We start from the raw sequence: 20959 nt of genomic DNA, 5'->3' as shown, positions 1-20959 counted from the left end.
TGCCGACTCGTCATTCCTAGGCAAGATTTTTCCTTCGCCATTGCAAAGCGGACAATTGTCCGGTAGTTTTTCTGCATAAGCGGACACATGTCCACTTACGACCTCTACTGGAGTCTACTATGAACGGCACTGGCAATACGATTCTCGTTACGGGCGGCACCTCCGGCATAGGCCTTGGCCTGGCGCTCAGGCTTCACAAGGCCGGCAACAACGTCATCATCGCCGGACGTCGCCAGGCTCTGCTCGACCAGATCGTGGCGGAACATCCAGGTCTTGACTCCGTCCTGCTGGACGTCTGCGACCCACAATCGATCCAGCGCAACAGCGAAGCGCTCGCGACCCGCCACCCGAACCTGAACGTCCTGATCAACAACGCTGGCATCATGCATTGGGAGGATCTGACCGATTCCGAATACCTGGGCACAGCCGAAGATACCGTGACGACGAACCTGCTCGGCACGATTCGCATGGTGTATGCGTTCACTCCCCAGTTGCTCAAGCAACCCAGCGCAACGATCGTGAATGTCAGCTCGGCCTTGGCGTTCGTGCCGCTGCCTGCAACACCGACCTACAGCGCAACCAAAGCGGCCGTCCACTCTTTCACCCAGAGCCTTCGAGTCCAGCTGGAAGCCTCGCCAATCGAAGTCATCGAGCTGGCGCCACCGGGTGTGCGCACCAGGTTGCTCGGGCAGGAAAATGACGAACATGCCATGCCCCTGGACGAGTTCCTGGATGAGCTCTTCGAGCTGCTGGAGACCTCTCCGACCCCGCGAGAACTGATCGTCGAGCGCGCCAAGCCCTTGCGATTTGCTGAAGCAAGCGGTTCACATGAAGACGTGTTGAACATGCTGGCGGGGTACAAACCGCCGGCAGAATAATGTTGGCCGTGAGCGTAGCCCCGCGGATATACCTAACGCTCAGCATGCCATCAACGCCCAGGCAGCATCACTGCCTGGGCGAATTGCCAAGGGTTACAACGACTCGGTGCTCGGCGTTCCCAGTTCCTCTACGCTGATTTCACGCATGCGAAACTTCTGCACCTTGCCACTGACGGTCATCGGAAAATCGTCAACGAACTTGAAATGGCGTGGTGTCTTGAAATGGGCGATCCGGCCTTTGCAGTATTCGCGCAACTCATCGGCGCTGGCCTGATGTCCCTCATGCAATCTGACCCAAGCCACGATCTCTTCTCCGTAGATTTTGTCCGGCACACCGATCACCTGCACGTCTGCCACTGAAGGATGGGTGAAGAAAAACTCCTCGATTTCGCGCGGATAGACGTTCTCACCGCCGCGAATGATCATGTCCTTATTGCGCCCGATGATCTTCAGGTAACCCTCTTCGTCCATGATTGCCAAGTCGCCGGTGTGCATCCAGCGTGCGTTGTCGATGGCCTCGGCGGTCGCTTGCGGGTTGTTCCAGTAGCCCAGCATCACGCTGTAGCCCCGGGTACACAATTCACCGACCTGACCGCGAGGAACGATCCGGTTTTGCTCATCGACGACCTTGCTCTCCAGATGCGGCTGGGTGCGACCGACACGGGTGACCCGATGCTCGATATCATCGTCCGGCCCGGTCTGGGTGGAGACCGGGCTGGTTTCGGTCATGCCGTAGGCGATCTGCATCTCCTTGAGGTGCAGTTCCTCGATCACCCGCTTCATGACTTCGATCGGGCAGGTGGAGCCGGCCATGATGCCCGTTCGCAGGTGGCTCAAGTCCAACGACTGGCGTTCCGGGTGGTCGAGCATGGCAATGAACATGGTCGGTACGCCATACATGCCGGTCGCTTTCTCCTGTGCAGCGGCTCGCAGGGTCTCCAGGGGGTCGAAGGCTGCACTGGGATAGATCATGGTCGTTCCGTGGGTGACACAACCCAGGTTGCCCATGACCATGCCGAAGCAGTGATACAGCGGCACCGGTATCACTAACCTGTCGTGCTCGCTGAGCTTCAGGCTTTCCCCCACCATGAAACCGTTATTCAAGATGTTGTAATGGCTGAGGGTGGCCCCTTTGGGGAATCCGGTGGTACCCGAGGTGTACTGGATGTTGACCGGGTCGTCGAACTGCAATTGCTCGCCGCATTCGCGCAGTTGCTGCGGAGCCACCCGTTCAGCCAGGTCCAATAACCCCTCCCAGGACAACATGCCGTCAACCGGCGTGTCGCCGAGGCTGATCACGCCACGCAGTTCCGGCAAGCGAGCGCTTTCAAGCGCGCCCACGCCGCAGTCGTGGAGTTCGGGCAGCAGATCCTGAAGCATCGCGTGGTAGTTGGAAGTCTTGAACGAATCGGCACAAATCAGCCAGCGGCATCCCGATTGCTTGAGCGTGTATTCAAGCTCGCTCAACCGGTAGGCGGGGTTGATGTTCACCAACACCGCCCCGACCTTGGCGGCCGCGAACTGGGTGATGCACCATTGCGCGCAGTTCGGCGACCAGATGCCCAACCGCTCGCCTGTCTTGAGCCCCAGCGCAAGCAGCCCCCGTGCGCAACCCTCCACTTCCTCGGCCAGCTGCGCCCAGGTGTAACGTAGACCTTGATGCCGTACCACCAATGCTTCGCGATCGTTGAACCGCTCGACCGCGCGGTCAAAGGCTGCGCCAATGGTCATCGCCAGCAAGGGCGTGGTCTGCGGCCCGCAGGTGTAGCTTGGTAAATTCATAAGGAATCCTTCTGTACGATCCGGTGCGCCGAGGGTTGCACCACCACGGCGCCCTGACTGAATGGCTGCTGCCCTTCCCCGCGTTCCTTAACGCATGAATATCTGCGCCGTGGTAATCGCCATGTCGCCGCCGGGCAATTTGATGCTGCCGATCTGCTTCAAACTGTCGGCATCGAACACCGCTACGTCGTTGAAGGTCCCCGCCAGGTAGATCTTGCTGCCGGCCTTGTTGAACGAAATGCAGTAGTAGGAATGATCCAGGGTCGCGGCCTGAAGCAGCTTTTTCTGCTTGATGTCGTACTTGGCCAGGCGGTTGAGCACGCCGAACATCAGGTTCGGGTCCTTGGGCGAACGCATGCCACTGAAGTAGATTTCCGTCAGTGGGCCGAAGTCGGTGGTTTCGGTCTTGCCGGTTTTAAGGTCGATGCTGAACAGCCCGTACAGGTATTCGGCGGTGGCCGGGTCCTGCTTCTTGTCCTTGAATTTCGCAGCGGTGTAGAGCAGCGAAAAATCATGACGGTAGGTCTGCTGGTTCCAGACATAAAGCACGTCCGGCGCACTGTAGTTTTCACGCTTCCAATGACGGCTGGGGATCAGCATGTCGAACTTGCCGGTGTTCACGTCGACCTTGTAGACGTCCGCCCCGGCCACGTACAGCGTGCCATCGTCCCCGCTTTGCATGATGGTCAGTTGGCGCGGTGCCGGAAAACTGCGAACGGGCCTGGCGTCCATACCGGCGTTGGTGGCATACACATCGAGCCGAGGTGGCTGCACCTCGTAACGATCGTTGAGCATCAACGTCGGATTGGCGATGGCGAAGAGTTCCTTGCCGTCATGGCTGAGGGTAAAGGCGAACATCGACTTCGCTTTCTCGCCAGGTTTCTGGGTGATGCTGGCGTGGAACACTTGCTTGCAGCTGTCGAGCTCAACGCCGTAGACATCCGCGTAATGGTTGTTCAGCACGTAAGCGGTCTTGCGATCCGGCGACAGCTGCACGGTGCCAGGACCGAAGGCGTCCGGCATCTTGCAGGTCTTGAACAGGCTGTCGGTGGCCAGGTCGATCACGTGCAGGTTGTTCGGATAATTGGTGGTCACCATGTATTCGTGACCGCTTTGGAGCGCGGCGTTTTCATCGGCCAGGACATTGAGCGACATAGCACTCAGGACACCGAACGCGGCCAAGCCGCAGGCTTTGATGCATTGCATGCTGGAATCCTTCTTCATGACCGATCACTTGTCTTTCGGAAAGACAGTGCCGAGATTGCGCCAGTTATCGTTGGACGCCTGGGCGTCCTTGTTCCAGTCCGGATAGGTGCTCATCATGTCCGGCACCTGGGCCGGCCACCAGCAGGGGTCGGAGCAGCCATACAGGTCCGCTTCCATCGGCTGGCAGAGCGACGACACACCGCCAAACGCATCGATTTCCCAACCTGGGTCGGTCGTCGACGCGCAGCCGGCGACAGAACTCATCGCCACCACTTCCTCGATACGGTTTTCGGCCGCGGCCTGATCGAGCTTCTGGGCTTTGTTGTTGATTGCCTTGAGATGTTTCATATCAGTGAGCCTTGCGCGGGGTGATGTAGCTGCTGATGAACGCAGGGTTGTGAGCCATGATCCGGGTGTAGACCTCGATGCCGAAGTCGACCCAGTCACGCATCAGTTCGCAGTAGTGATAGGTCGGATGAGTCGGGTCGCCGTATCGGGCGTAGCTCTCGTGGTAGCAGCCGCCGGAACAGAGGTTGCGGATCTGGCAGTCTTCGCAACCGGTGTTGGTGCGGTCCAGGCGCTGGGACAGGAAGTCGTTCAGCTCCACCTGTTTCACGCCGCTGTGGACGTTGCCGAACGTCGGCAAGCTCGAACCGGTAAAACGGTGGCACAGGTTCAATTCGCCCTTGTGATCCACCGCCAGCATCTTCAGGCCCGCACCGCACGGCAGGGCTTTCTTGTGGCCTTCATGAATGTCGGTGATCAATTGGTGCAGGTTGGAGAAACCGATATTGCGATGTTCGAGCGCCGCTTCCAGATAACGCCGACCGAGCTTTTTCATGTTGGCGAAGACTTCGATCAGCTCGTCGCTGGACAGGTTGAAGCTGCTGATATCACCGGACGTCACCGGAGCAAAACCGACTTCGGCAAACCCCAGTTCGTTGAACAGGTGATCCCAGATCGTCTCGATATCGGTAACGCCCGTGGTCAGGGTCACCCGGGCACCGACCGGGCGGCTGTTGTAGCGCGACAACAGCATCTCGGCCTTGCGCCGCACCACGTCATAGGTGCCCTGCCCGCCCACGGTGATGCGGTTGCGGTCGTGCACGGTTTTCGGTCCGTCGATACTGACCGACAGTCCGAAGCGGTGGGCGTTGAGGTAGTCCACCGTGTCTTCGGTGAGCAGCGTGGCGTTGGTGGTCATGACAAATTCGACGAACTTGCCCGCCTCGGCGAAACGCTTTTCACAGTAGTCGACCATGTACTCGATCAACTTGCGATTGCTCAGCGGCTCGCCCCCGAAGAACACCACGGTGAAACGCTCTTCATCCGGCGATTCGCGCAGCAGCATTTCTACCGAAGCGACCGCTGTTTCGACGTCCATTTTCTTGCCGGCCGAGGGCTTGTCCAGGTCCTCTTTGTAGCAATAGGTGCAGCTCAGATTGCAGCCCGTGTTGACGTTGAGCACCACGGTATTGATCGCCGTGCGTTCGACGCGTTTGGCGGCGATGTCAGGCGTCAGCGGCGAGCCATCGCTCACCAATTCCAAGGCGATCAGCTCGCGCAGGGTTTCGGTGATTTCTTCGCCGTCGAAGCGTGCGGCCAAGCGCTGGATCAGGTCGTCCGACGAACAGCCGGGACCGCGCAAGGTATCGATGATGGTGCCGGTCAACTCATCGCTGGCGAACAGCGAGCTGCTGGGAATGTGGAACAGCATGCGGTCGGCGTCGACATGCACTTCGTGCAGATTGCGTTCGACCAGATTCAAGATGGCGCCCATTGCAAACCTCCTGTGCAAGCCCCGATTCACGAGCCCTGCGGTCATTCCGAAAAGTGTCTGGAACCGCTAAAAAACAGCCAACTTATGGAATGGGTGGATTGTTCCAGCGTTGCACGGTGACGATCATGTGGCCTTCGCCGGTCAGGGACCTCCCTGCGTCGTCGATGGCGGCGATCACCTTGAGGTTGCCGGCATTGTTGGTGGACATCTTGCGCTGCGGGTTCGGCCCGGCATCGCCCGGAGTGAATACGCCGGTATCGGCCTGCATGGTGCCGGCAAACTTGACGTCTTCGTCCTCTTTGGCGCGGTCATCGAAAGCCTCGACCGACCACTGCGCCGGGAACACGCCGATGCGATAGGGCTTGCCATCAGCTCCCTTGCCCCAGGCTTCAGCATCGAAACGGCCCTGGACTTTCGGCGTCGAACCACCGCCCTCACCGATCCGCGCCACTGAGAATTCGGGCACGACTTTGACTTCAGCGATCTTGCTGTAGACCGACAGCGTCGGGCCTTTCAGCGTGCCGACCGTGACGTGGCGCAGGCCCGGTTGGGCATTGGCAGCCGCCTTGAGTTTGACCCGTAGGCGCTCGGGCGTTTGCTCTAGCACTTGGAGCACTTCCACGCCTTTGCCGAAGTCAGGTTTGCCAGTGAGACCGCTGCCGATCAGGGTGACTTCGGTTTCGCTGCCCGCCTTCAGATAACCCGGCTGCACCGCCAGCAAACGATTGGAACCCTGTTTGGCGGCGACGAAGTCCAGCCCCCGCTCGTCGTGCTCGGCCTCGAACATCCGGCCCTGCATGGCGTTGCCCTGGGCGGCGAATACCTGGCGCATGGTCACGCCATCGATGGATACATTGCCGCGCCATTCGTAACCGCTGTAGAGAATCGCACTGCCCTCACCATTGAACGGGCTGCCGTCGGCGTACTGACCTTTGACGTTGACCTTGAACGTATCGCTGCCATCGGCAGTCACGCTCATGACGCCAGCCAGTTCGCCTTTGCCCGGCAGGTGCCCGCTGAAGCTCCAGTCGCCGACCAGCGTCTCGGCTTTCGGCGCGCTGGCCAGCCATTTTTTCCAGGCCGGATTATCCAGCGCATAACGCTTGGCCAGCAGCGGCACCATCTCTTTGCGGGCCAGGTCGAACCAATCGCGGTCACGGGACAGGGCCTGGTATTCCAGCGACGGCCACTGGCCGAGGTGGAAGTTCACCAGGCGCTCCCATTCCTGGGCAGGTCGACGTTGCAGGGCAACCCGCGCCCCCGAGTGGCAGCGGCCGCACATCTGGCTGGTCTGGTCGTCGAATGTCTCGACGGTATTGAGCCGTCGCTCCAGCGCATAACGCACGCCGTCGGTTTCGCTCGGCGCCAGGCCCTGGGTGTCGGCCAGGTATTTGACCAGGGCTCGGCGGTCGTCATCGCTGATCTGCAAACCATGCATGGTCTGCATCCGGGCGATGCTCATCAGCCAACCCTCCGGGGTTTTGCGTTGGTGGCTGATACGGCTCAAGGCGTTATCGGCTTCGGGGGTGTGACAGCCCTGACAGGTTTCCTTGAGGATGGTCTGGGCGTCGCGAGCTGCCAGGCTATAAGGCGAATGCAGCGCCACACAGGCCGCCACGGCCAGCAGACTGACGCTCAGGCCTGATCGGAGTTTTCTCTTCATCAACGTCGAACCTCGCACGGTGCTTTCTTATTTTTGTGGCTTATCGTTTTTATGGTTTCTGCCGTCGGCGACGAGCCGCTGACGGAGGCAAGAGAAACGTCTGCGATGAGCAATACACGGAGCGTGCCAGCTTATGAAATACGTTTTTAATCAAATAATTAGAAGATAAACCTGACTTTCAGGCGCGTCAGAACGAGACCGCCGGCGTCTAATATCGCGACAGCTGTTGCAGTCTGAGACAAGCATAGATGTCCGCGGCGAGAACACTGCATATCCCGCGACGACGCTTCGCACGGACGGGCGCTGCGCGGCGTCTCATGGGGTGTCGCGATTTGCGACAAAAACCGCGCCGCCAACTGTCTCCTTTCGTCGTTAAAAGCCCGCCAATAAAGGCCCCCGCTGCCTTTTCGGTACTTGGCACAGCCATTGCCCTGTTGGAAAAACCCGATCCCACAGAACAAGAGGTCTCGACATGCCCTTGCCTTACCTGCTTCCCGCCACTTCGGCCTTCGTCCAACGCGCACCGCGCATGCTCATCGGCGGCGGCTGGGTCGAGGCCGCGGACGGCCAGACCATGCCCTTGCACAATCCGGCCACCGGCGAAGTGTTGTGCGTGGTGCCAAGGGCCACGCCCGACGACGTTGACCGCGCGGTGCTCGCCGCCCGTCAGGCCTTCGACGACTCCGCCTGGACCCGTACCCGCCCTCGGGAGCGGCAGAACCTGTTATGGAAACTCGCCGACCTGATGCAGCGCGACGCCGAGCTGCTGGCGCAACTGGAATGCCTGAATAACGGCAAAAGTGCGGCAGTGGCGCAAGTGATGGACGTGCAACTGTCCATTGACTTCCTACGCTACATGGCCGGTTGGGCCACCAAGATCGAAGGTTCCAGCATCGACGTGTCGTTGCCGCTGATGCCTGGTGATCAATTCCACAGTTTTATTCGCCGCGAAGCGGTGGGCGTGGTCGGGGCCATCGTCGCCTGGAACTTTCCGCTGCTGCTGGCTTGCTGGAAACTCGGCCCGGCCCTGGCCACTGGTTGCACCGTCGTGCTCAAACCCGCCGACGAAACGCCGCTGACCGCGCTGAAACTCGCCGAACTGGTGCTGGAAGCCGGTTACCCCGAAGGCGTGTTCAACGTGGTCACCGGCACCGGCATCACAGCGGGCTCCGCCCTGACTCATAATCCGTTGGTGGACAAGCTGACCTTCACCGGCTCCACCGCCGTGGGCAAGCAAATCGGCAAGATCGCCATGGAATCCATGACCCGGGTCACGTTGGAGCTGGGTGGCAAATCGCCGACCATCGTCATGGCTGATGCCGACCTGAAGACCGCTGCCGCGGGTGCGGCCAGTGCGATCTTCTTCAACCAAGGCCAGGTCTGCTGCGCCGGGTCCCGGCTGTATGTACAGCGCAAGCATTTTGACAATGTGGTGGCGGACATCGCCGACATTGCCAACGCGATGAAGCTCGGCAATGGCCTGGATCCCAATGTCGAAATGGGCCCGCTGATCTCCGCCCGTCAACAGGAACGGGTTTATGGCTACATCGAAAAAGGTCGGGAAAGCGGTGCGACCATCGCCTGCGGCGGTGAGCAATTCGGCCCTGGGTTCTTCGTCAAGCCCACGGTGATTGTCGACGTCGACCAGCGGCATGCATTGGTACAAGAGGAAATCTTCGGCCCAGTGTTGGTGGCGATTCCGTTCGATGACGAGGCCGATGCGTTGCGCATGGCCAATGACAGCCCTTATGGCCTTGGGGCGAGCATCTGGTCGAATGATTTGGCGGCGGTGCACCGGATGATTCCTCGGATCAAGTCGGGTTCGGTGTGGGTCAACTGCCACAGCGCCCTGGACCCGGCGTTGCCGTTCGGCGGTTACAAGATGTCGGGGGTCGGGCGGGAGATGGGGTATGCGGCGATCGAGCATTACACCGAATTGAAGTCGGTGTTGATCAAGCTGTGATTGGCGGCGTTCTTTAGACCGCTATCGCGAGCAAGCTCGCTCCCACATTGGATTTGTGTTCAACGCAGGACCACTGTGGGAGCGAGCTTGCTCGCGATAGGTCAGCCCAGGCGACCCAAATGTCAGGGCTTGAACCCCTGCCCCACCAACCACCCCAGAACCAGCTTCCCCTGCTCCGCCGTCAACCCCTCCAACACCCGCTCGGCCGGTTCGCTGCGCAACCGCCTCACCAACGGCGCCAACTCGACCCCTTGCAGATGCCAGACACCGAGCGGCTGATCCGCCGTGATCACCACCTCGGCCTCGTCCACAAATCCATCCCTGAGCACCGGCGCAGACTCAATTCTCAATCTGGCGAAATCCGCCTGGGTGTGGGCGACCTCAGCATCCGGCCATTGCCGCCGCGCCTGCCAGAACGGCTGGTCCGGCCAACGCTGCTCATCGGCATAAAAGTCCCGGCCAATGCGCGCGAAGCGTAAAAACAATTGCTCGACCCGCCGCTGATGAAAACGCTGTGCCAACAATGACCGCTCAGGTTTGCGCAACAGCGTGTTGACCACCGCAGGCCCCTGCAACGCCGAAGACAATGACTGGAAGATGCCATTACCCGACAGCGGATCCACCGCCATGGCGGCATCCCCCACTCGAATCCAGTTATCGCCACAGACCTGCGGGCACAAAATCGCCGTGCTGCTGCGGGCATGCAGGTGCAGATTGGTTGGCGGCTCATCCCCGAAAAACGCCCGGGCCAGTGCCGACTGCCGGCGACGCTGACTGCAGTAGTCGAGTAACAGCGCCTTCCCCGGCAACTCGGCACTGGCCACGTCCACTGTCCATTGCCAATAGCATTGGCCGTCAGCCCGACGCGCCATCCAGGCCCAGCCATCCTCAAGGCTTTCCACAGCGCTGGCGGCGATACCCGGCGCACCTTGCCAGCGATTGAGCAAACTGACTGTCTCTGGCCCCCTCAGGCCTTTGCCAAGGGCGGGCGCCTGGCGTCCACGAGCCTCTACCAGGAAATCCGCGAGCAGCGCTTCGCGCCCTTGCAGTTCGATTCGATGCCCCGAAGCGTGTGGCTGCACCGCCAGCACTCGGCCTTCGATCAACTCGACGCCGGCCAGCCGCAAATCCTCGCGCAAGCCGCGATCGAAGCTCGGACGATCGAGTAGACATTCAATGTTCTGCGCGTGCTGCTGACCGTTCCAGGACACCTGCCGTTGGGAAGGTTGCGCCGCATCCGTCAACGCTTGATGCAGCCCTGCACCGCGCAACGCATCCAGCACCCGCGCCGAAACCCCTTCCAGCGCCGCGAAGCGCCGCCACTCGCTGACCAGCGTTACGGGGTACCCGAGTCGCCGCAGCCCCAGGGCCACCGCAGCCCCCGCAGGTCCAGCGCCGAGAATGACCAACGGCTTCATAGGCCGACGCGCCGTTCAGGGCCGTGATAACGGGCGTTCTTTTGCAGCCACTCGACAACGTGTTGGTTACTCGCCTCGGGATTTTCAACAAGAAAACTCGCGATGTGCCCGCTCAATGCCGCACAGCCGATGCTCGCACCCGACTGCCCCGGATAGATACCGTGCACACACGCGGCAAAATCTGCCTGGGCGCTGTTGAGCCACGACCATTGCTGCTCGGTGCAACGAGCGTCGCCGGTGACCCGCAGCACCTGCGGATACTTGGCCGGGAACACCCCTTCGCCCTGGGCCGGGCTGGACGCACACAGCAAAATGCCCCGCGCCACCGCCGCGGCGCAGGCTTCACGCAACAGGCTGCGATCCTGCCGCAAACCGAGGCTCAGGTTGATCAACCGCACGTCCTGCGCCACCAGCCAGTCGATGGCGGTGGCGATCTGCAAAGCGCTCGTGACGCCGCGCTGGTCAAACACCTGGGCCACGCAAAAAACCGCCGCCGGCGCCCGTTGGCTGATGGCCGCGATCACCGCACCGCCGTGACCCAGCGGATCATCGCGTAAATCGCTTTCGGCCAGGCGATCCTCCAGCAGCGAGAACCGTCTGCCGGCAATGACTCGCACCCGTTGCGCTGGCGAATGACCACTGTCCACCACGCCAATCCGCAGCTCAGGCTTCATGTTGCACCGCGCCTGATGTGAGCACGCCATCGAGCAGTTCAAAGCGCAGATCGGCATCGGCCAGGGTCGAGGGGCGGTGGCTGATCAGGATCCGCGTGCGCCCGGCGAACAGGCGGTCAATGGCCTCGATCACTTCGCGCTCGGTGGCTTCGTCGACCGCCGAGGTGGCTTCGTCCAGCACCAGAATCAACGGATCCTGCAATAGCGCCCGGGCAATGGCGATGCGCTGTTTCTGCCCACCGGACAGTTGCTGGCCACGCTCGCCCAAAGGGCTGTCGAGACCTTCGGGCAGTGACTCGATGAGACTGTCGAGCTGCGCCAGCCGCGCCACTTCGGCGATGGCCTGGCGGCTGGCGTCCGGCACGGCGTAGGCCAGGTTGTCGGCGAGGCTGCCGCGAAACAGCACGATGTCCTGGCTGACCACGGCAATGCGCCGGCGCAGTTGGAACAGATCCAGTTCCCGCAGATCGACCTCCCCCAGCAAGACCCGACCGGACTGCGGATCATGGTGCCGTTGCAGCAGATCGATCAGGGTCGATTTACCGACACCCGAGCCGCCGCTCAGCGCGACTTTCAAACCGTAGGGAATTCGCGCTTCAACGCCACGCAAGGTGGTCGGGCGACCGGGATGGCTGAAGTGCACATTGTCGAAACGCAGTTCGCCAGACGTGGGCAACGGCTGCGGCGTGATCGGGGTAAGAACGGTCGGCGCCTCACCGCGCAACTCCATTACTCGCCCAAGACTGACCGTCATCCGCTGAATCGCCACGTAGAGCCCAAGCAGGCTCTGGACCGGGCCGACCGCCATCCCCAGGTACGTCGAGAATGCGATCAGCGCGCCCAACTGCCAAGACCCTTGCACGACCCAGTAACCGCCGATCAGAAACGCGCAGGCCCGCGCCAACGACATCAGGGTGCCGGGCACCGCCTGAGTGAAAAACTCGGTGACTTGCAGGCGCAAGAGCTGGCTCATATATCCCTGGCCCAATGTGTCCAACCGCCGCGCCTCGCGCTGTTGCTGGCCGGCGGATTGGATGAACTTCATCACCGGCAAGGTCTCGACCATGAACGAGGACATGTCCGCCGAACGCTCGCGCAACTGCCGGACATCGCGTTCGACCTTGCGCCGCATCCAGCGTAGCCAGAGCACGTCGAGTGGAATCAGTACCAAGGCGAGCAGCGAGAGTTTCCACGACAGGGTCACCAACATCGCCACGGCGACCACCAGGCCGATCACGCTCGACACCGCGGAGAACAGCGAGTCCACGGCAAAGCGCTGGATCTCCGCGACATCGCCATCGAGACGCGACATCAAATCGCCGATTCGCCGTTGGCCGTAGAAACTCGGCGAGAGCGTCTGCAGATGCCGATAAAGGTCATCACGCAGGGCAAACAGAATCCGTCCGGACAATCGCGTGTGCAGGTATCGATTGACGCCTGACAACGCCGTGCCCAGCAACCCGGCGGCAATCATCAACCCGGCGACCAGCACCAACATCGAAAAATTGCGAGCCAGCAGGCCGTCATCGATCAGCAGCTTGGTCAGCCAGGGTTGCACCAATACCAGCGACGAGGCGCAAACCGATAGGCCAAGCAGCCCGGCAATCGCCAACCGGTGCGGGCGCACGAAGCTGTAGAGCCAGCGCAACGCCGCTTGCAAGTCCGCAGCATCCTGGCTGTCGATCAGCCTAACGATCAAACGCAGCATCACGAGCGCAGCTGTTTAAGCTTGCGATACAGGGTCGCGCGGCTGATGCCCAGGGCGTCGGCCGCGGCCGAGACATTACCTTGGTGCGTGTCCAGGGACTGACGAATCAATTCCAGCTCATGCTCTCGAATACTGCCACTCGCAGGGCGCTCGCCGGCGGTCAGTTCGTCGAGCATGCTGTCGGGCAAATGGTCGAGGGTCAGCACGGTATCCCCCGGCTCACGCATGGCCAGTGCGGTGCGCAAGACCATTTCCAGTTGGCGGATGTTACCCGGCCAGTGATAGCCGGCTAGCAAGCGGACCAAATCGTCATGCAGGACTACCGCCGGCGCATCGAGCTTGGCCAGCAAACGGTCGACCAGGCCATTGAAGTCGTCGCGCTCGCGCAGCGCCGGGAGCATCACGCTGATGCCGTTGACCCGGTAGAACAGATCCTCGCGAAAGTGTTTGTCTTCCACCAGGCGCTTGAGGTCGCGGTGCGTGGCGCAGATCAATGCGATGTCGATGTCCTGCTCTTCGCCTGCGCCCAGCGGCGCGACTTTGCGATCCTGCAATACCCTGAGTAAACGGGCCTGCAAGGCCAGCGGCATGTCGCCGATTTCATCGAGAAACAACGTGCCGCCATGGGCCTGCTGCAGACGCCCGACCATGCCGCCCCGGCGCGAACCGGTAAAGGCTCCTTCGCGGTAGCCAAACAGTTCCGACTCGATCAAGCCTTCGGGGATTGCCGCGCAGTTCACCGCGATGAAAGGCTTATCGCAGCGGGTTCCAGCCATATGCAGGGCTCGGGCAACGACTTCCTTGCCGGTGCCTGTTTCGCCCAGCAGCAGCACCGGCAGCTCGTTGGCCAGACCTTGGCGAGCCATGCGCAGTGCCCGGGCGTACCGGGCATTGTTGCCGGCCAGGGATTCGAGATCGGGTTGCGGTCTTGCGGTTTTAGGGGGGGTGCGCGGTGCGGTGCTGAGGGTGATCGAGCGCTGCGGCGCCCGCAGGGCTTTGCAGAAGAATTCACCTTTGGCGGTTTGCAGGCTGCCGATGCCGCTTTGATTCAGACGCGATAGCAATTGCAGGCCATCGACACCCAGGAACGCTTCACAGGGCCGACCCACGAGCGCCGAACGCTCGGCGTGGAGCAACTGACAAGCCTGGGCGCTGGCCGCGAGAATCTGCCCCCCGAGACTCACCGCGAGCAAGCCCTGCCAAGGGGATTCGAGGTATTGCCGACGGCTGTGGAAGGCAAGGACGATCTGGTCCGGATAATAGGCATTGAATACGCGACTTTCGATCTGGCTGACGGCCATCGTCAACAATGCGGTGCTGTCGCGAAAGTGACCGAGCGGGCCTTCGCGCGTCAGGTCAAGGACGCCGAGGATGTCGCCCTGGGGGCAATGGATGGGTACCGATGTGCAGGAAAAGTCAGTCAGGCGGTCGAGGTAGTGTTCACCGCAATCGATCATCGTCGGACGCGCTTCCACCAGTGCGGTACCCAGCGCATTGGTACCGCGTGCCGCTTCGCTCCAGCAAGCGCCCAGCGCGATATCCTGCAGGTTGCTACTTTTGAAACGGTCGGCGCGCCCTTCAGCGGCAAGGATCGTGGCGTCGGAATTGGCGAGGATGACGAGCCCTTCCTTGCCCTGGCGCTCAGCCAGGTAATCAATGGCCGGCGTCGCCGCATCGATCAACAACCGATTGCTTTCCAACAGCACGTCAAGGCTCGCGTTCGACTCCAGCGCCAGCTCTTGCTTGGCGTTGAAATGCACGCCATGGCTGAGACTGCGCCGCCACGACGCATCGATTTCTGCACGCAATACGCCATCGGGGACAGTGCCTTCGAGGTGCAGCTTTTCTCGGGCCAGCCGGGCTTCGCGATGAAGTTTGGGATGAGTTGTTTTTATCAGCGTCATCAAGCGCTCCGGATCGGTCCGCCCTGCGCCCTTGCAAGCCAGCGCCGTGTCGCCATCTTTACGTTAACGTCAGGGCATTGGCAAGTGCCTTACGGCGTTTGAGCTTGGTCCGAGGGCGCTGGTTCGGTGTTCATCACTTACCCAGCGAAGCATCGACGGGAATATCCAGGATAAACGTCGCACCCTGTCCAACCCCGTCGCTGCGCACGGTCAAGCTTCCGCCCATTTCCTGCGCGGCGAGTGCGCAGCTGTGCAGGCCGAAACCGTGGCCATCCTTGCGAGTCGTGAAGCCATGGGAAAAGAGGCGCGCCATGTGCTCAGGTGCGATCCCCTTGCCGTTGTCGGCCACCGTGATACGCAATGCTGTCTCGTCAGCGAGGGATGCGCTGAACGTGACGCAAGGGCTGCGATCGATCACGCCGTCCAGCGCCTGCCTGGCATTGCGGATCAGGTTCACCAGGATCAACAACACCCGGTGCCGGTCCAGCGGCAGCAGAGGCAGGTCGGCGATGTCCTTGACCACCGTCATCTCCTGGCGCGCCCGGGATCCAGCACTCATGCGCAAGGCATCATCGATCAACTCCGGGACCGGCACGGTCTCGACAACGCTGACCGCAACGGCGTAGGACTGCTGGGCAGCGACAATGGTCTTGATGTGGTCAATGCCCTTGGTGAGTTGCCCGAGTTCTTCGATGATGCTTTGTTGCTCTTCCGCCACGACTTGCGCCAGCTTGAGCAGATAATCGGGCAGCATCTTTCCCTTGTGGTCGTGGGTCAGGAATTCGCTCAGGTCATGCACGTGTTCGTTCATCAGCTTAGCCACCTTGCCCAGCCCCTGCGCCTTGGATGAGCGCATCTGACTGCTGACCAGTTCTGCCGATACGTTCACGCTGTTGAGGACGTTGCCGACATTGTGCAGCACCGTGGTGGCGATTTCGGCCATGCCCGCCTGACGGGACTTGGCGTGCAGTTCGTTTTGTACCTGGCTCATGCGCAGCGCCGCGCGTACGCGAGCCTGGAGTTCCAGCGGCGAGAAAGGCTTGGCGATGTAGTCATCGGCGCCACTCTCCAGCCCGGAGACACAGGCCTCGCTACCGCCGCGAGCCGTCACAAGAATCACCGGCAGATGGGCAAAACCGGCGCTGGCCTTGATCCTGGCTGTCAGGCCAAAGCCGTCGAGTTTCGGCATCATCACATCCGAGACAACGACATCGATGGGGCGACGCTGCAGGATTTCCCAGGCCTGTTCTCCATCCGTTGCGGTGGCGACGATATAGTCGTTGCGCAACAGTTCGCTGAGATAGGCAAGCATTTCAGGGCTGTCGTCTACGACCAGGACTTTGGATCGCGAGGCGTCTTCCGGGGGCTGTTCATCGTCTGCGCCTGGCGCCAAAGCCAAATCGTTGCGATTACCCTGGCGGCCATCGTCGAAACGCAAGTGGCGCTGCTCGGTTGTGCTTGCGGTGTTCGCCGACGATCGCTCGTACACATCGCTGGCTTCGGCCGGCAGGGTGTTTTGCCCATCCCCTATCGGGAGTCGAACGAAGAAGCGCGAGCCCCGCCCGGGCTCGCTGCTGACGCCGACTTCGCCGCCCATCAGCTCGGCCAGGTCCTTGACCAGGGCGAGACCGATGCCGGTGCCGCTGTAATGGCGCGTGGCGGAATTGTCGATCTGGGAAAAGCGCTGGAACAACAGCGGTAATTTGTCCGGCGCGATGCCAATGCCCGAGTCTTGCACTGCGAACTCGAACCGCTCGCCATCCATCGGCGTCGCTGCCAGGTGCACCGTGCCGCCAGCGGGCGTGAACTTGATGGCGTTGCTCACCAGGTTGAGCAGGATCTTCTCGAAGTGTCGAGGGTCCAGGAACACCGTGCCGAGCGCGGGATCGATGCTGCAGGTCAAGCGGCAACCTTTGCCCTCGGCCACCATGGCGGCATCCTCGGCGAGCACCCCAACGACTTTGTTCAAATCAATTGACACTGGAGATAATTCAAACTTGCCTGCTTCGGCCTTGGAAAAATCGAGGATGTCGTTCACCCGGTTCATCAAGCGCAGCGCGTTGCGTTGGGCGCGCTCGATTTGCACGCGCCAGTCCTCCGGCGGAGTGGTCGCCGCCGAGAGCTGCTCCAGGGGAGCGAGGATGAGGGTCAGGGGCGTGCGCAATTCGTGGCTGACCGTGGCAACGAAATCGCTTTTCGCCTGGTTAGCCGACTCGGCCTGGTTGCGCGCCTGGATGAGTTCGATGGCCTGCGCTTCCAGCTCCTCGGTCTGTTGGTGCAGCGTGTCGGTCCGTTCGGCGACCATTCTTTCCAACGAGGCTTGGACTTGCTGTCGTTCGGCTTCGGCCTCGGCCTCCAGCACCCGGATGCGCAGGGCGTTCTCCTGGAACACCCGTACGGCGCGGGTCATGACGCCAATTTCGTCGCCGCGTCCGGCACTGGCGATCTCGGCGTTAAGGTCGCCGGCCGCCAGCCGACGCATCACCGAGGCCAGGGCCACGATGGGTTGCGCGATAAATCGCGAGGTGCTCCAGGCAATGGCGCCGGCGAGCAGGATGGCCACGGCACCGGCCACGATCGTCGCAAGCATGCCGCGATCATTGTGGACCAACGCGTCGGCGCGCGCTTCGCCGGCAAAGCGCGCCACCAGCAGGCCGGCGCTCCGTGCCTCGTTGCGAACCTGGTCGCGAGCGCCGCCCAGGGCATTGCTCGCCTGCTGGAACCGGGCGAATGCCGCCCGGTAGCCGGCAATCTGGTCGCTGACCGTCAAGGGCGTCGCCTTGGCTTGCAGCCCCACGGACGAAGGGAGAACGCGCGCGAGACGGGAAAGCTCATCCAGGATAGCGCCGACAGAGGTGGCGATCTCCGCCGACGGTGACAGGCGAAACGACAAGGTCTGCGCCTCCAGCGTGGCGACACGCTCGGCGAAACGCTTGGACAACGCGGCTGCATTGTTCAGCAACCCGGTGGCCGCTTGGATGTCGCTCGCGTCATGGGCGGCGAGCCCATCCACATCACTCAACATTGCCTCGAGGCGATCGGCCAGATCGCCGATGGCGGCAAGATGCTCCAAAGCCTCGCCGCCCCGGACCTTGGGCGCCTCGCCGAGTTTATCTACCGACTCGGCAGTAGCAGCGACCGCCACCGTCAACGAGTCCAGGATCTCTATTTCCTGCGGTTTCCCCATCACCTCGCGTAATTGTTCGATCACGGGCAGGAGTGCCGCGCAGGCGTTGCGCGCCGCAGTGGCGGCCGCTCCATCGCCAGCCGCGAGCATCTTCGCCACATGAGTGGTGATGATCTGTTCGCCGTTGCGCAGGACATCCAGGATGCGGTGGGCACTTTCAATATTATTCACCCGCGCCGCGTGCTCGGCGGCGCGAGAGTCAAGACGCTTCTGGCCATCGGCGATGCCCTGCTCGACGAGAATCGTCGCCTCTCGCATCCGAACATAGTGGGCCGTCATGTTCTCCGTTTCGCCATCCATGGTCAGGGTCGCTGCCCGCAAGGCGGCGATCGCTGCAGCGAGCCTTTCCAGGCTGCCCTTTAGCGATTGCGCCTCTGCCAACGGAATGGCGGTGAGACCGGCGATGGCCGTCGCCACCATGCCTTCGGCCTGGGACAGGCTTTCCTGGTCGCGGGAGGCGATGAAGTTTTCCACCCGCTCGGTCGCGCCGTTGACCGAGGCCAGGATTTCCGCCGAATGGCTGGCGGAATCCACCGCACCCACCATGCCCCGCAGGCCATAGAGATTCACCAGCGATACCGTCAGCATCAGGAACACCAGCGCGGCGACCGCCAGCCCAATCCTGACAGCAATGGGCCTGTCAGTGGCGAGTCTGAATGTCACCATGGCCCCTCGCCTCCTGAATCAACGCCCGCCACTACTGCTTCGTGACCCCCGGCAAAGGCGTCGGCGGCGGCGCCGTATGGTTGATGGCCGCATCGATCATCGCCGCAACGGAAGCCTGGCCATACAAAGGATTGGCTGCGCCGCCCACCGGCATCGTGGCGAGCCAGGTATCCAGGTCTTTCGCATCAATGCGCACCAGCGGCACCTCGACGAACTTCGGTACCGGCTTGCCCGCCAGAATCTGCTGCGCCACCCAGAAACCGACCTGGGAGACGCTTGGCGAGGCGGAAACGGAGACGGTCTCGTAGCCATTGGCATCGCGTTCCTGTTTCCACAGGGCAAGTTCGTCCTGACGGTTGCCCATCACGATGATCGGCAAGGGGCGCCCCGCCGCCTTGAACGCCATGGCCGCGCCATAGCCGTCGCCGCCCTGGGTCGCGACGGCATCGATGCTGGGCAAGGACGGTAGCGCCAGCGCCACCTCCTTGCGGGCGACGGACGCCGTCCAGTTTCCGTAGACGGTCTTGGCGAACTTCAGGCCGGGATAGTCGCTGGCGGCCTTGCGAATGCCGTCGCTGATGTTTTTATCGGTGGCATCGCCGGCAATCCCACGGATCTCCAACAGCGTTCCGTTCCCCTTGAGGCGCTCGGCGATGTAATCGATTTCCACACGGCCCATGGCCGCCCAGTTGTAGTCCACGGTATAGACACAGCTTTCGGTAACCAGGCTGGCCATGACGACCACCACGATGCCAGCGTTGCACGCATCGCGAATCACCCCGTCAAGGGCGGTGTCGGACGCGGCCAGGATCACAATGGCGTTGACGCCCTTGACGATCATGTCCTGGATATGGGCCGCTTGTTCCGACGCGGAATTATTGGCGCTGACCACCGGAGCCTCCCGGATCAAGCCCTCCTTCTGCGCCTGGGCCGCAATTTCCTCCCAGTTGCGCACCATCACCTTGCGAAAATCGCTGCCCGCGTAGGAGTTGCTGAAGGCGATGGTATAGCTTGCGGTGGGGCCGCTGGCGACGCCACTTTGGGCCGCTTGGGCTGGATGGGTGGCGAACATCGCCAGTCCGGTCATGCAGGCGGCTAGGCGCCACAAGACTTGGTGGATCGGTTTAGTGTTCATGCCGCACTCCTTGCTTGGGATCTACTAACCGTAATCCACCTGCATCTGCCATGAGCATAGTCTCGACGCGCCCGCTTCGCGCGCCACATGACGGATTTCATCCAACGGAGCGCGTCACACCTGGCCTGCCTCCTCCGATCACACGCTGCCCTTCAGCATTGTTCAGTACTCGTTCTTCACCATTTGGATACATCAGCGCTTGCCCCCAGAAACTGCGGCTACACTCGATCCTGCTGGCCAAGAAGGATCGACGGCAACCGTGAGTTTTCGTTGGTCCCGTTGAACTATTTAAATTCTCGAACTTTGATTTCCATTGCGAAACGTTTGCTGCACCTACGGCCGGCGACGGTGTTTTTGCGAGCTATTTCAATCAACAGATGGCCGGCAATGCGCTACGCATCTACAACACGCTGGATGTCGTTCCGATGGCATGGTGCGCAACCTCTCTCGACTTCTCCTTGACGCTTTATGAGCCCACCAACGTCATCGATGAAAAAATGAAGGGAATGGTTTGCTCCAATATCGATACCGTCACCCGTAATAACTTGAACTACACGCAATGGGGCATGGGCGGCGCAAACATGGAGCTGCGGCTCTGTGGGGAACTTCAATCTCCGTGCCCTAGCTACGAAGCGCAATCCGGCTATCAGCACATCTACGAATACATGACGCTGCTGGGGCTGCAGCTAGGTGATATTCCGATGCCGGCGCCGTCTGGCAGCTAGGGCGCAGTTTCATCGATCAGGGAAGAAACGGGGACAGGCCACGATTATGAGACGGTCCGATTACAGATGAGTCCAAATCGTGGTCTGTCCCCGGTTTCCCACCATTTCGTGTTGCTGGACTGAGCAAAACAACCCATCCGCATTGCCAAAACGCCCCTCTCCTACAGCCACCGCCTACAACGTCCATCTAGCTACGCATCCTTGCGCCTTTGCCTACAACTACGCCAGAATCCGCCCGCTTGTGCGCCTTGTCCCGGGGCTCTATTGTCT

General features: G+C 61.4%; 12 protein-coding genes and 4 pseudogenes. 3 read left to right on the top strand and 13 right to left on the bottom strand.

The window, feature by feature from the left end; translation table 11 throughout:
• Nucleotides 1-119: 119 nt before the first annotated feature.
• Nucleotides 120-878, top strand: a complete 759-nt coding sequence (locus M8Q45_RS08635) for an SDR family oxidoreductase (protein WP_249874326.1) — start codon at nucleotides 120-122, stop codon at nucleotides 876-878.
• Between the two features lie 93 nt (nucleotides 879-971).
• Here M8Q45_RS08635 and M8Q45_RS08630 read toward each other — a convergent pair whose 3' ends face one another.
• The 5 genes from M8Q45_RS08630 to peaA all read right to left on the bottom strand — a co-directional run bounded on the left by M8Q45_RS08630 (nucleotide 972) and on the right by peaA (nucleotide 7309).
• Nucleotides 972-2660 (bottom strand): AMP-binding protein, encoded by a 1689-nt coding sequence (locus M8Q45_RS08630; protein ID WP_249874325.1) that lies wholly within the window; start codon nucleotides 2658-2660, stop codon nucleotides 972-974.
• A gap of 87 nt (nucleotides 2661-2747) precedes the next feature.
• Nucleotides 2748-3866 carry a quinohemoprotein amine dehydrogenase subunit beta gene (peaD, locus tag M8Q45_RS08625; RefSeq protein WP_249874324.1) on the bottom strand — a complete coding sequence of 373 codons (1119 nt, stop codon included), beginning with the start codon at nucleotides 3864-3866 and terminating at the stop codon, nucleotides 2748-2750.
• Nucleotides 3867-3890: 24 nt separating this feature from the next.
• Complete coding sequence (gene qhpC / locus M8Q45_RS08620) at nucleotides 3891-4214, bottom strand: quinohemoprotein amine dehydrogenase subunit gamma (RefSeq protein ID WP_033061173.1); 324 nt, start codon at nucleotides 4212-4214, stop codon at nucleotides 3891-3893.
• Nucleotide 4215: 1 nt separating this feature from the next.
• Nucleotides 4216-5646, bottom strand: coding sequence for a quinohemoprotein amine dehydrogenase maturation protein (gene peaB / locus M8Q45_RS08615; RefSeq protein ID WP_249874323.1), 1431 nt, complete (start codon nucleotides 5644-5646; stop codon nucleotides 4216-4218).
• Between the two features lie 82 nt (nucleotides 5647-5728).
• Nucleotides 5729-7309, bottom strand: a complete 1581-nt coding sequence (gene peaA / locus M8Q45_RS08610; RefSeq protein ID WP_249874322.1) for a quinohemoprotein amine dehydrogenase subunit alpha — start codon at nucleotides 7307-7309, stop codon at nucleotides 5729-5731.
• 472 nt (nucleotides 7310-7781) lie between these two features.
• On the opposite strand from peaA, the gene M8Q45_RS08605 reads away from it, so the two are divergent.
• The gene (locus tag M8Q45_RS08605; protein WP_249874321.1) at nucleotides 7782-9272 is read left to right on the top strand and encodes an aldehyde dehydrogenase family protein; all 1491 of its coding nucleotides are present in this window, start codon (nucleotides 7782-7784) and stop codon (nucleotides 9270-9272) included.
• Between the two features lie 122 nt (nucleotides 9273-9394).
• On the opposite strand, the gene qhpG is transcribed toward M8Q45_RS08605, so the two are convergent.
• The 8 genes and pseudogenes from qhpG to M8Q45_RS08575 form a co-directional block, all read right to left on the bottom strand.
• Entirely contained in the window at nucleotides 9395-10690 is a 1296-nt protein-coding gene (gene qhpG, locus M8Q45_RS08600; RefSeq protein WP_249874320.1) for a flavin-dependent monooxygenase QhpG, read from the bottom strand.
• Nucleotides 10687-11364: a subtilisin-like serine protease QhpE gene (gene qhpE / locus M8Q45_RS08595; protein ID WP_249874319.1), complete on the bottom strand. Its 678-nt coding sequence runs from the start codon at nucleotides 11362-11364 to the stop codon at nucleotides 10687-10689. Before qhpE ends, qhpG begins: the two co-directional genes overlap by 4 nt.
• Nucleotides 11354-13072, bottom strand: coding sequence for an ABC transporter ATP-binding protein (locus M8Q45_RS08590; protein ID WP_249874318.1), 1719 nt, complete (start codon nucleotides 13070-13072; stop codon nucleotides 11354-11356). Before M8Q45_RS08590 ends, qhpE begins: the two co-directional genes overlap by 11 nt.
• Nucleotides 13072-14976, bottom strand: coding sequence for a sigma-54-dependent Fis family transcriptional regulator (locus tag M8Q45_RS08585; RefSeq protein ID WP_249874317.1), 1905 nt, complete (start codon nucleotides 14974-14976; stop codon nucleotides 13072-13074). Before M8Q45_RS08585 ends, M8Q45_RS08590 begins: the two co-directional genes overlap by 1 nt.
• 133 nt (nucleotides 14977-15109) lie before the next feature.
• A pseudogene (locus M8Q45_RS28595) lies at nucleotides 15110-15448 on the bottom strand (ATP-binding protein); the annotation flags it as partial.
• Nucleotides 15449-15967: 519 nt separating this feature from the next.
• Nucleotides 15968-16303: pseudogene (locus M8Q45_RS28590) on the bottom strand (response regulator transcription factor); the annotation flags it as partial.
• Nucleotides 16304-16516: 213 nt separating this feature from the next.
• Nucleotides 16517-17566: pseudogene (locus M8Q45_RS28585) on the bottom strand (sensor histidine kinase); the annotation flags it as partial.
• A gap of 1294 nt (nucleotides 17567-18860) precedes the next feature.
• Nucleotides 18861-19964 carry an ABC transporter substrate-binding protein gene (locus M8Q45_RS08575; RefSeq protein WP_502940248.1) on the bottom strand — a complete coding sequence of 368 codons (1104 nt, stop codon included), beginning with the start codon at nucleotides 19962-19964 and terminating at the stop codon, nucleotides 18861-18863.
• A gap of 311 nt (nucleotides 19965-20275) precedes the next feature.
• Between M8Q45_RS08575 and M8Q45_RS08565 the strand changes: the two are divergent.
• Nucleotides 20276-20689: pseudogene (locus M8Q45_RS08565) on the top strand (lipase family protein); the annotation flags it as partial.
• Between the last annotated feature and the right edge of the window lie 270 nt (nucleotides 20690-20959).

Origin of the sequence: Pseudomonas sp. T1.Ur, from assembly GCF_023516725.1 — a bacterium.
In the GTDB taxonomy this organism is placed as follows: Bacteria; Pseudomonadota; Gammaproteobacteria; order Pseudomonadales; family Pseudomonadaceae; genus Aquipseudomonas; species Aquipseudomonas alvandae.
The sequence above is the reverse complement of the archived record's forward strand: the minus strand, read 5'-3'. Positions and strand labels throughout refer to the sequence as shown.

Bases quoted from the DNA above. Each gene is read 5' to 3' on its own strand.
- M8Q45_RS08575 (WP_502940248.1), bottom strand. From the start codon at position 19,964: ATGAACACTAAACCGATCCACCAAGTCTTGTGGCGCCTAGCCGCCTGC.
- qhpG (WP_249874320.1), bottom strand. From the start codon at position 10,690: ATGAAGCCGTTGGTCATTCTCGGCGCTGGACCTGCGGGGGCTGCGGTG.
- M8Q45_RS08590 (WP_249874318.1), bottom strand. From the start codon at position 13,072: ATGCTGCGTTTGATCGTTAGGCTGATCGACAGCCAGGATGCTGCGGAC.
- M8Q45_RS08585 (WP_249874317.1), bottom strand. From the start codon at position 14,976: ATGACGCTGATAAAAACAACTCATCCCAAACTTCATCGCGAAGCCCGG.
- peaA (WP_249874322.1), bottom strand. From the start codon at position 7,309: ATGAAGAGAAAACTCCGATCAGGCCTGAGCGTCAGTCTGCTGGCCGTG.
- peaD (WP_249874324.1), bottom strand. From the start codon at position 3,866: ATGCAATGCATCAAAGCCTGCGGCTTGGCCGCGTTCGGTGTCCTGAGT.
- qhpE (WP_249874319.1), bottom strand. From the start codon at position 11,364: ATGAAGCCTGAGCTGCGGATTGGCGTGGTGGACAGTGGTCATTCGCCA.
- M8Q45_RS08635 (WP_249874326.1), top strand. From the start codon at position 120: ATGAACGGCACTGGCAATACGATTCTCGTTACGGGCGGCACCTCCGGC.
- peaB (WP_249874323.1), bottom strand. From the start codon at position 5,646: ATGGGCGCCATCTTGAATCTGGTCGAACGCAATCTGCACGAAGTGCAT.
- qhpC (WP_033061173.1), bottom strand. From the start codon at position 4,214: ATGAAACATCTCAAGGCAATCAACAACAAAGCCCAGAAGCTCGATCAG.
- M8Q45_RS08630 (WP_249874325.1), bottom strand. From the start codon at position 2,660: ATGAATTTACCAAGCTACACCTGCGGGCCGCAGACCACGCCCTTGCTG.
- M8Q45_RS08605 (WP_249874321.1), top strand. From the start codon at position 7,782: ATGCCCTTGCCTTACCTGCTTCCCGCCACTTCGGCCTTCGTCCAACGC.